We start from the raw sequence: 10,061 nt of genomic DNA, 5'->3' as shown, positions 1-10,061 counted from the left end.
CGTGGGGCTCTGCCCCACCCCCGCCGGGGACGGTAACCGTCTCCGGTCCCCCGTGACGACTCAGGCCCGAACTCAACTTCACCACCCTCTTCCCCATGCCCACCACCACACCCCTCCTCTCACCCACCCTCCTCAACCAACCCGATACCCTGCTCATCGATTTCCCCGAAGCCGGCCCACCGCTCCTCTTCACCCACCCCATCGCCGTGCTCTCCGCCCACACCCCGGACTCCGTGCGTCCCCTGCTGCGCCAGATCGATCAGGCCACCCGCACGGGTCACTGGGTGGCCGGCCTTCTCGCCTACGAGGCCGCCGCCGCCTTCGACCTGCCAGTCTTCACCCAGCCCGAACCCAATGGCCCGCCCCTGGCCTGGTTCGCACGCTTTGACACCGCCCCGCGACCGGTCTGCTATCCGGAGCCTCCATCCCATCCCCCGGTTCGCCTCACCCCCGACGGCGACCAGACCCGTTACCAACAAGATCTGGCCCGCATCGCCGCTTGGATCCAGGCCGGCGAAAGCTACCAGGTGAACCACACCCTGGAAGCGAAGGTGACGGGCATCGACGACCTGGCCACGTTCTTCCTGCACGTTCAAACCGCGCACCGTTTTCCACGGGCGATGTGGATCCGCACGCAAACCTGGGCCGTGGCCTCCTTCTCGCCCGAGCTGTTTCTGGAACGATGCGGCCAGCGACTCGTCACCGCACCGATCAAGGGGACACGCCCACGCTCGAACGATGCCGATCAAGACCGCACCCAGGCCGAGACCCTGGAAAGCTCGCCCAAGGACAACGCCGAACATGTGATGATCGTGGACATGGCACGCAACGATCTGGGACGGATCTGCACCACCGGCAGCGTACATGTCGAATCCCTGGCCGCCTGCCGCTCGTTCTCCACCGTCCATCACCTCGAAACACGGGTGCATGGCCTGGCGCGTCCCGAAGTCGATCTGGAGGGGATCCTGGCCGCGCTCTTTCCCGCCGCCTCGATCACCGGCGCGCCGAAAAAACGGACCATGGAGATGATCCGGGAACTGGAACAACGCCCGCGCGGGATCTATACCGGGGCGATGGGATACTTGATGCCCGGCGGGGACGGATGGCTGAACGTGGCGATCCGCACCGTGGTGCGGCGTGAATCGCAAGGGTGCCGGATCGGACTCGGAGGCGGGGTGGTGGCCGACTCGAAGAGCGAGGCCGAATGGATGGAAATCGCCGACAAGGCACGGTTCCTGAACGACAGACCCGCACCACTGGGACTCATCGAATCCTTTCGTGTCGAGGCCGAAGGGGCGATCCCCTGGCTGGCGGCGCACCTGCACCGGTTGGGCGATTCGTCGCGCGCCCTCGGCATCCCCCTGGAACCGGATGCACTCGAAGCGCGCATTCGCGCCTCGGCACGCCAATGGGCCAAAACGCACCCGACCCCCCTGGTGGGACGCCTCGAACTGACCGCCGGAGGCGGGATCACCCTGACCCGACGCCCGTTCACCCCCTGGCCCGAGGCCGGATTGAAGGTGCGACTGGCCGCCTGGCGGCCCGACCCACTCGACCCCTTGGCATGCCACAAGAGCAACCGCCGCCTTCACCTGGATATGGCCTGGCATGAAGCTCACAAGACAGGTCATGACGAACGACTGTTCATCAACCGGCGCGGACAGCTTACCGAAGGGGCGATCAGCGCCCTGCTGGTACGCCACGCCGGCCAGTGGATCGCCCCGCCGCTCGGCGATGGCCTTTGTCCAAGTCTGTGGCGCGCCAGGGAAATACCACGATGCGACGCCATCCTTCGCAGTTTGTCTCTGGATGATCTGCGCGAGGCCGAAGAGATCCGCATGGGCAATGCCGTGCGCGGCGGATGCAGGGTGGCACGAATAGAGGATCTCTGTGGCCAGATCATTTACATTGATCACGCCTCATCGTGATCTTCCCCGCCTCGAAAGATAATGTTTGCATGATTTTTTGATAAATCGCAAAAAAAATCTTGACAGTTGCTCTCCAAAGAAAAATATTATACGGATAAATCTCTGAACAAATCCTCTATTAACCCTGAAGGAGTTCCATGATGTCGTCCGATCTGCTCAAGCACGCCGCGGAGATCATCGAAGCATACGTTTCCAATAACGAAGTCCAGGCTCGTGAGTTGCCGGCGTTGCTCCGGGAGGTGTACTCCACCCTGAACGATCTCGCCTCCAACGGATCCGCCCCCACGAGCCGCGACGTCGCCCCCACGCCCGAGGGCGATGAAGAGGAACCGGCCTCGCCGATCATGACCTCGGGTGATTCCAAAAAGCCTCAACCGTTCGTGCCCATCGATCAGGCCGTCACCGAAGACGCGGTGATCTGCCTGATCTGCGGCAAGCCCTGCAAGGCCTTGAAAGGTCACCTGACCCGTTCGCACAAAATGGACTTCGACGAATACCGCGCCATGTTCGATCTGGACAAAAGCTTCCCGATGGTGGCCCCCTCCTATTCGGACAAGCGCCGCTCCCTGGCCATCGAGGCCGGTCTGGGCGACAAACTGCGCGATTCGCGCCGCAAGGACCACGACGCCTGAGTGTCACGATGGGGATGGGGGGGCCGTGGCGCCCCCTCCGCTCCCCACATCTTCCCACCTTCACGCCCCGATCGCCCTCTTCAACATCGGCGCCAGATAACGACCGGTCCAGGAGTTCCCGTCCCCGGCGCACTGCTCCGGCGTCCCCTCCATCACCACCTCCCCGCCCCGACTGCCCCCCTCGGGCCCGAGATCGATAAGCCAGTCCGCGGTCTTGATCACATCCAGATTGTGCTCGATCACCACCACCGTGTTGCCGGCATCCACCAACTGCCCCAACACCTCCAGCAACTTGCGGATGTCGTCGAAATGGAGGCCGGTGGTCGGCTCATCCAGAATGTAGAGCGTGCGCCCGGTGGCCCGCTTGGCCAACTCACGGGCGATCTTCACCCGTTGCGCCTCGCCGCCGGACAAGGTGGTCGCCGACTGTCCGAGCCGCACATACCCCATGCCCACCGCCTGCAACGTCTCCAGCCGCCCCTTGAGCGCCGGAATGGCCGAAAACATCGCGGTCGCCTCGTCCACGGTCAAATCGAGAATCTGGGCGATGTTCTTGCCCTGATACTGGATCTCCAGGGTCTCGCGGTTGTAACGGCTGCCCCGGCAGACATCGCACTGCACAAAGATGTCGGGCAAAAAATGCATCTCGATCTTGATCAGTCCGTCTCCGGCGCACGACTCGCAACGTCCGCCCTTGACGTTGAAGCTGAACCGTCCGGCCTGATACCCACGCCCGCGCGACTCCGGCACGCTGGCCATCAACTCCCGGAGCGGGGTGAACAGGCCGGTATAGGTGGCAGGATTGGAACGAGGGGTGCGTCCGATCGGGGATTGATCGATGTGGATCACCTTGTCGAGGGCCTCGAGGCCGCTGATCTCCTCGTAGACCCCGCCGGGCAGATGGCCCTGATGGAGCCGCGCGGTCAAGGCGGGCAGAAGGGTGTCGAGCACCAGGCTCGACTTGCCCGATCCCGACACCCCGGTGATACAGACGAACAGTCCCAGGGGAATGCGTGCCTCGACATTTTTCAGATTGTTCGTGGTCACCCCGTGCAGCGTGACACAGCGCTTGGGATCGAAGGGGCGGCGTCGGGTCGGAATCGGTATCGAACGGATACCGGCCAGGTAGTGGCCTGTCAACGAAGACGGATGAGCGAGAATCGCCGCCGGCGGTCCCTCGGCAACCACCCGTCCGCCGTGCTCCCCGGCCCCAGGCCCCATGTCCACCACATGATCGGCGCGTCGGATGGCATCCTCGTCGTGCTCCACCATCACCACGGTGTTGCCCAGATCCCGCAGCCGGAACAGGGCATCGAGCAGACGCTGATTGTCCCGCTGATGCAAGCCGATGCTCGGCTCGTCCAGGATGTAAAGCACCCCGGTCAAACCCGATCCGATCTGATTGGCCAGCCGGATCCGCTGCCCCTCGCCGCCGGAGAGGGTGGCGGCGGCCCGGTCGAGGGTGAGGTAGTCGAGCCCCAGGGCGCGCAGGAATCCCAATCGTTCGAGGATCTCCTTCAAAATCCGGTCGGCGATGGCCAACTCCATGGGGGTGAACGGCAGAGCGGAGAGCTTGTCCGCCGCCAGATCCAGGGAGAGCGCGGAGAGATCGGCGATGTTGGCTCCGTCGATCAGGATGTGCAGAGCCTCCTTGCGCAACCGCTTGCCATGACACACGGGACAAGGGGCCGAGGAACGATAGGGATGCAACTCCTCGCGCACGTCGTCGGATTCGGTCTCGATGAAACGACGCTCCAGATTGTTGATCACCCCCTCCCAGGGGCGCGAGGTGGTGAACGAGCCGCGCGGACCGCGAAACCGGAACAGGATCCGTTCGCTCCCGGAACCGTACAGGATGATCTCCCGGATCTTCACCGGCAGGCTCTTCCAGGGGGTGCGCGGATCGAACCCGTAATGCTCGCTCAAGGTCTGGAGCGACTCGCGCGCCAGGTGGGCGGTGGGTTTGTTCCAGGGGGCCACCGCCCCATCGTGAATCGACAGGTCCGGATTCGGAACCACCAACTCCGGATCGAAAAAGGGCTTGTTGCCGAGCCCGTCGCACTCCTGACAGGCGCCGTGGGGGCTGTTGAAGGAGAACATGCGCGGTTCGATCTCCGGATAGGAGATGCCGCAGGTGGGACAGGCGTGCCGCTCGCTGAAAATCATCTCGCGGGGCGGTTCGTCGAGCACCATCACCTTGGCGATGCCGCCGGCCTGATGCTTGATGCCGAGGGCCTCGGCCACGCCCAGGGCCGTGGCGAGCGAATCGGCCAGCCGGGTCTCGAGTCCGGGCTTGATGACGATCCGATCCACCAGCGCCTCGATCGTATGTTTGACCTGTTTATTCAGAACGGGCAATTGGTCCAGCTCGCAGGTCTCGCCATCGATCACCACGCGGGTGAATCCCTGACGGGCCAGGGCGGCCAACTCCTTCTTGTACTCCCCCTTGCGATCGCTCACCACCGGGGCCAAGAGCAGAAGCCGGCTCTTTTCCGGCAGGGCCATGAGAATATCGACCATCTGGCTGATGCTTTGACTCTGGATCGGCTGGCCGCAGCCGTGACAGTGGGGACGACCGACACGGGCGAACAGCAGACGCAGATAGTCGTGGATCTCGGTGACCGTGCCCACGGTGGAGCGAGGATTCTTGCTGGTCCCTTTTTGTTCGATGGAGATCGACGGAGAGAGCCCCTCGATGGCATCGACATCCGGCTTGCCCTGGAGGCTCAGGAACTGACGCGCGTAGGCAGAGAGCGATTCGACGTAGCGACGCTGCCCCTCGGCGGAGAGGGTATCGAAGGCAAGCGAGGATTTCCCCGATCCCGAAACGCCGGTGATGACGGTCAACCGGTGACGCGGCAATTCCAGATGGATATTTTTCAGATTGTGTTCGCGCGCGCCGCGAATGATGATGTGGGTGTCGGACATGATTGCGATAAGACCTGTCACCTTTGAGAAGAGATCGATTCAACATGGCACACGATAGCATGCCGCACTACATGGCGGAACTGGTCTTGGCGGATCGCCCGGTGCTGGTGGTGGGCGGGGGTCGGGTGGCGCGTCGCAAGATCGAGGGGTTGCTGATCACCGGGGCGCGGGTGACCGTAGTGGCGCCGTGTCTGGATCCGGTGGTGGCCGGGTGGGCGGAGACCGGGCGGATCGACCACTGGCCGCAAGCGTTCTCGATCCTGCTGCTGGATCGCCCGCCGCGACCGGTTCTGGTGTTCGCGGCCACGGACCAGGCGGAACTGAACCGCTCCATCGGCGCGGCCTGCCGGGAGCATGGTCTGCTGTGCAACTCGGCGGACGATCCGGAGAGCAGTGGATTTCTGGTGCCGGCGGTGGTGCGGCGCGGCGCGGTGACGGTGGCGGTGGGGAGCGGCGGGCGCAGTCCGGCGCTGATGCGGGTGTTGAAGGAGCGCATCGACGCCTGGCTGGAACCGGGCTGGGGGGAACTGGTCGCCCTGTTCGGACGCTGGCGGGGGCCGATCCAGGCGCGGATCGCGGATGCCGAGATCCGCCAGAACTTCTGGCGCGCCACGGCTGTGGAAGCCACGCGCGACCCGGAGGGTCCCCCGTTGCGCGGGGATGCCGAGGCGTGGTTCGAGGCGCGGGTGCGGGAACAGGGTGAGTCGTTTTAATTTTTTTGGCCACACCCCCATTTTTTCCTCATGCGCGAAATGACACGACACGATAAATGGATCAGGGAGACATTTATTGACCGAACCGGTCAACGGGGAGCCCGTATGCGGGCCGATCCCGCGCCATGGGAGGCGGATGAGAAGAGATGATGATCCAACAAAGTCGCGACGAGATCCTCGATAACCTGTTGGTCCGCCTGCAAGGGATCTGGGCCTCACCCATCGATGCCGCGCGCTTCGAATTCGAATTGAAACGCCTGGAGCGGGTGATCGCCGAACACCGCCGTCACGAACCGGTGCGCGCCTTTTATCTTTTGGGGCTGACCGCCACGCTGCTCGAAGAGAGCGACACCATGCGCGCCCACTTCAGGAATGCCCTCTGGCACAGCGGCAACGATCCGGACGTGCGTCACGGTTACGGGGCCTGTCTGGCCCGGCTCGGCCACTTCGCCGAGGCGCGCGAGCAGTATCGGGTCCTGCACGATGGGAACCCGGACGATCTGGACATCCTGGCCGAACTGATCGTCACCACCCTGGCCTCGGGTCGGATCCAGGACGGGGTGCGCCGCATGAGCGACTGGAGCCGGTTGAATCCGTCGCGTCCCATCGAAGAGGCCGACTCCATCGCCAAGAGCGGCGCCCTGCTGGAACGGTTCGGCATCGCCGACGACGATGTGGAGCGGTTGCAGGGGTTGGCGATGAAGATCCTGGAACGGGAACGCAAGGAGATCAAGACCATCAACTACACCGGCATTCCATCCGACGATCCCTGTTGGATCCGCGCCGATCTGGTGGTGGACGATTCGGACGACGCCGTGGAGGCGTTGAACCAAAAGCTGGCCACGGTCCGCGCCAACCACGCCCCGCCCCGCCTGGCGGAACTGGTGGTCTTCAACTACACCAACGGCGAGAACAAATCCACCGGCGCGCTCTGAGGGACAGGTTTGGTGATTCCATGAATGGCATCACCAAACCTGCACGAATCGAAAAAAAGATTCGTGCTTGTCAAATGGCTGCGCAATCGAGTGGGCCATGAATGGCCCGCATCGACTGTTTGGCATTTGCCAAACAGCCTCTGAGCGGCATCTGGTGCGTAGACAACGCATCACCAAACTGAGATGTATCTGCGATGGGAGCGATCGGAAGCAAACCCGCATTGTCAACGTGATCAATGTCGAGCCTTAAAAACGGATGCGACCATGAAGTCGGGGGTGTCCATGGGAACACCCCCGACTTCATGCGAAGGAAGATCCAAGTCCGAAACGATCGCGCGCCACCAGATCATGATTGACCAGGGAAGACTGGATCAACCGAGGGGAAACCGCAAAATAGTCGCCAGCCTCTTCAATGCGCTCCTCATCGGCCAGATCATCACCCAGGAACGCCTGTAACGCCTGGATCGGCGCGAGAAATTCGGCGGCAAAGGCCCTCTGACTCCTCTGACGGGCGGTTTTGGCCTCGGTGGATGGCAACCAGCGGTCGTGCGCCGAGGCCCACACCCCATCCCCCAGCCATCGCGCCAATTCAAACCGCCGACCCGTTGGAGACCGTTTCTGGAACAGAACACGGACCCGATCACGCTCCCCCTCCCGGACGGCAACGCCCAAACGGGCGTCATGCATCGGCGCCTCCTTTTCGTCGATCGTACTCTTCGGCATCTCCAGAATTGTCAACAACAGGTTGTCAGATACCGGCTGTAGACCCAATCCCAACAGATCACGCAGGTCACGGGCCAAGGATCGCCCCTGCTCCCACGGCTGTGCCAGGAAAACCGGCGATGTCCGCCAACGATTCCCAAACCCGACGATGGTGCCGAAACCACCTTCGACCCCTCGCTGTTCCACGCACCGCATCACCTTTGCCAGCCGCCCGACAGCATCACGGCCCGCGCATGCGGCGGTAATCTCCGCCGTCGCCCCCTCGCCGATTCTTTGCGCAAGCTGTCTGAACTCTTCCAGCCAGGATTCTGGCCCCTCGTCGGGTTCAAACCCCAACAGGGCCTCAAGCTTTCGATATTCAGCCATTTCCGGGTCAGACCACTCGGCGGTGACCGCCCGCCACAACCCGTGCAACTCGGTATCGCGCAGGCCCAGACCCTCCAACCGCGCGATCACGGTATCGATGAATACCGAAACACCGCGCATGAAATCCTCGACCGGCATGGATTCATGGAAGGTGGACAGATAACGGATCGGCTCCCCGACATCCTTAGAAGAAGGAGCACAATGCACGGTGACCGATGCGCCATCGGTTTCGACGCGCAGGGGTGGCCAGAGATAGCCATGGCCAGCCCCACTCAATTCATGGGCCATGCGCCATTCGACACTCGGTGTGTCGGGTGTGGGTTCCCAACGCAAACGCCACCACGAGGCTGCCAGCCACATGGCCAGGGGATAGGCAGAGAGCATCACCTCCTCGTGGGTCGACCGCGCCCAATCGTTATCGACACGGGTTGCGAGATGACCGTTGACGGCAATCCGCAAGAGGGCCGAGGTCTGCCGGATCTCTTCGCTGCCATGAAAGGCAGGTTCCCATCTCGGCTGGATGATGAAGGAGGCATTCATGAGGTTTTCCAACGTTTCAGGACTTCTTGACGGAATGGATCCAGCTCTGGCATCGGGTATCCGTGATAGATCCCGCGCTCCGGATTCTCCAGTTGCGCTTCCAGCGCGTTGCCCTGCGGATCGACCGCCCAGATGTTCTGTGGCCACGCGCCTTGCCGGGCTTCGCTGATCAGTCCCCGCCGCATACCCTCTTGGAGTAGCTCGATTGCCACCTTGCGTGATACGATATGGATCGCATCACAGAGGGTCTTTCCTGGTCTGGGTGAACTCGGTGGCGTCAGGCCAAAATCACCCGGATTGCGTTTATGCTCGGGATTACCGCCATGGCTGATCTTTCTCGCCAAGTCGGCGAGATCTCTTTTCTCGGGATCCAACACGGGAGGGGGACGCATCTTCCGTGTTGGATTGAATCGTTTAGGCGTCGTGATTTCATGATTCAAGTATGATTGCATACTCTGAGAATGATGGTAGCCAATCAGCCCATCCCGAGTCAAGCGTCTTGCCCATGCCCTGCATGTTCCGTACCCATCAACCAAGGCAGCCTAATACAAACAGAATCAGGAACAAGTCAAGAACCGTGCCGTTCATATCCAGAATCAATTTTAGCGCATCTTACGTTGCTTTTATTAATAACAGAGTTCAACCATCACTCCAGAGTTCATCTTCTATGCTCCAAGCCGCCCTCACCGCCCTGCGTCAAGGCCGGGTCATCGGTCTGCCCACGGAAACCCTGTTCGGACTCGCCGCCGACCCCTGGAATCCCGCAGCCCTGGATCGACTGATTCGCATGAAGGAGCGTCCGATGGACAAGGGGTTCATCCTGCTGATCCACGACCAGACCAGCCTGGACTCCCTGATTCTCCCGCCCGCTCCGCTGGCCTCCAAGCTGATGAAACGATTCTGGCCCGGCCCCCTCACCCTGGTCCTGCCGGCTCGACCCGACCTGCCGCCATTCCTGACCGGCAGCAGCGGTTTTGTCGCCGTGCGCCACTCCCCCTCCCCGATCGTCGGCGCACTGCTCGCCGCCTGGCACAAACCCCTCATTTCCACCAGCGCCAACCGCGCCGGCGGGGTGCCATCCGACACCGCGGCAGGGGTGCGCGCCATCTGGCCCGACGAAAAACTGGTGGTCCTGGATGGCCCGATCCGCCCGAATGCCCTCCCCTCCACCCTGCTGCGCGTCGATGGGGACCAGGCCACCCTGCTGCGCCCCGGCGCCATCTCCATCGACCTGCTGCGACCGCACCTTGCCGACCTCGGCGGAGCGTGAAAGCACCATTCCAACCCAGGGCTCAA

Annotated in this window: 8 protein-coding genes; 5 read left to right on the top strand and 3 right to left on the bottom strand. The window is 62.7% G+C overall.

Annotation, left to right across the window (positions count from 1 at the left end; all coding sequences use genetic code 11):
- Window positions 1–95: 95 nt before the first annotated feature.
- Both ACV4UY_RS12325 and ACV4UY_RS12320 read left to right on the top strand, forming a co-directional pair.
- The gene (locus tag ACV4UY_RS12325; RefSeq protein ID WP_491607887.1) at window positions 96–1,928 is read left to right on the top strand and encodes a bifunctional chorismate-binding protein/class IV aminotransferase; all 1,833 of its coding nucleotides are present in this window, start codon (window positions 96–98) and stop codon (window positions 1,926–1,928) included.
- A 137-nt stretch (window positions 1,929–2,065) separates the two neighbouring features.
- Window positions 2,066–2,560: a Ros/MucR family transcriptional regulator gene (locus ACV4UY_RS12320; protein ID WP_491607886.1), complete on the top strand. Its 495-nt coding sequence runs from the start codon at window positions 2,066–2,068 to the stop codon at window positions 2,558–2,560.
- A gap of 60 nt (window positions 2,561–2,620) precedes the next feature.
- Here ACV4UY_RS12320 and uvrA read toward each other — a convergent pair whose 3' ends face one another.
- Window positions 2,621–5,488 carry an excinuclease ABC subunit UvrA gene (gene uvrA, locus ACV4UY_RS12315; RefSeq protein ID WP_491607885.1) on the bottom strand — a complete coding sequence of 956 codons (2,868 nt, stop codon included), beginning with the start codon at window positions 5,486–5,488 and terminating at the stop codon, window positions 2,621–2,623.
- Between the two features lie 44 nt (window positions 5,489–5,532).
- Between uvrA and ACV4UY_RS12310 the strand changes: the two genes are divergently transcribed.
- Together ACV4UY_RS12310 and ACV4UY_RS12305 are read left to right on the top strand one after the other, a co-directional pair.
- Window positions 5,533–6,201, top strand: a complete 669-nt coding sequence (locus ACV4UY_RS12310; RefSeq protein ID WP_491607884.1) for a precorrin-2 dehydrogenase/sirohydrochlorin ferrochelatase family protein — start codon at window positions 5,533–5,535, stop codon at window positions 6,199–6,201.
- 146 nt (window positions 6,202–6,347) lie between these two features.
- The gene (locus ACV4UY_RS12305; protein ID WP_491607883.1) at window positions 6,348–7,136 is read left to right on the top strand and encodes a hypothetical protein; all 789 of its coding nucleotides are present in this window, start codon (window positions 6,348–6,350) and stop codon (window positions 7,134–7,136) included.
- Between the two features lie 300 nt (window positions 7,137–7,436).
- Here the strand turns inward: ACV4UY_RS12305 and ACV4UY_RS12300 are convergent, their stop codons facing one another.
- Entirely contained in the window at window positions 7,437–8,765 is a 1,329-nt protein-coding gene (locus tag ACV4UY_RS12300; protein ID WP_491607882.1) for a hypothetical protein, read from the bottom strand.
- Entirely contained in the window at window positions 8,762–9,205 is a 444-nt protein-coding gene (locus tag ACV4UY_RS12295) for a hypothetical protein (RefSeq protein WP_491607881.1), read from the bottom strand. The genes ACV4UY_RS12300 and ACV4UY_RS12295 overlap by 4 nt, the downstream gene beginning before the upstream one ends.
- 2 nt (window positions 9,206–9,207) lie before the next feature.
- On the opposite strand from ACV4UY_RS12295, the gene ACV4UY_RS12290 reads away from it, so the two are divergent.
- Window positions 9,208–10,035, top strand: a complete 828-nt coding sequence (locus ACV4UY_RS12290; protein WP_491607880.1) for an L-threonylcarbamoyladenylate synthase — start codon at window positions 9,208–9,210, stop codon at window positions 10,033–10,035.
- Window positions 10,036–10,061 lie beyond the last annotated feature (26 nt).

The sequence above is a fragment of the Candidatus Magnetaquiglobus sp. genome (assembly GCF_058402785.1).
This window is presented reverse-complemented; position numbering and strand designations above follow the sequence as displayed.

Excerpts from the sequence above, each read along its gene's own strand:
- ACV4UY_RS12325 (WP_491607887.1), top strand. The coding sequence starts at position 96 with ATGCCCACCACCACACCCCTCCTCTCACCCACCCTCCTCAACCAACCC.
- ACV4UY_RS12310 (WP_491607884.1), top strand. The coding sequence starts at position 5,533 with ATGGCACACGATAGCATGCCGCACTACATGGCGGAACTGGTCTTGGCG.
- uvrA (WP_491607885.1), bottom strand. The coding sequence starts at position 5,488 with ATGTCCGACACCCACATCATCATTCGCGGCGCGCGCGAACACAATCTG.
- ACV4UY_RS12320 (WP_491607886.1), top strand. The coding sequence starts at position 2,066 with ATGATGTCGTCCGATCTGCTCAAGCACGCCGCGGAGATCATCGAAGCA.
- ACV4UY_RS12300 (WP_491607882.1), bottom strand. The coding sequence starts at position 8,765 with ATGAATGCCTCCTTCATCATCCAGCCGAGATGGGAACCTGCCTTTCAT.
- ACV4UY_RS12290 (WP_491607880.1), top strand. The coding sequence starts at position 9,208 with ATGATTGCATACTCTGAGAATGATGGTAGCCAATCAGCCCATCCCGAG.
- ACV4UY_RS12305 (WP_491607883.1), top strand. The coding sequence starts at position 6,348 with ATGATGATCCAACAAAGTCGCGACGAGATCCTCGATAACCTGTTGGTC.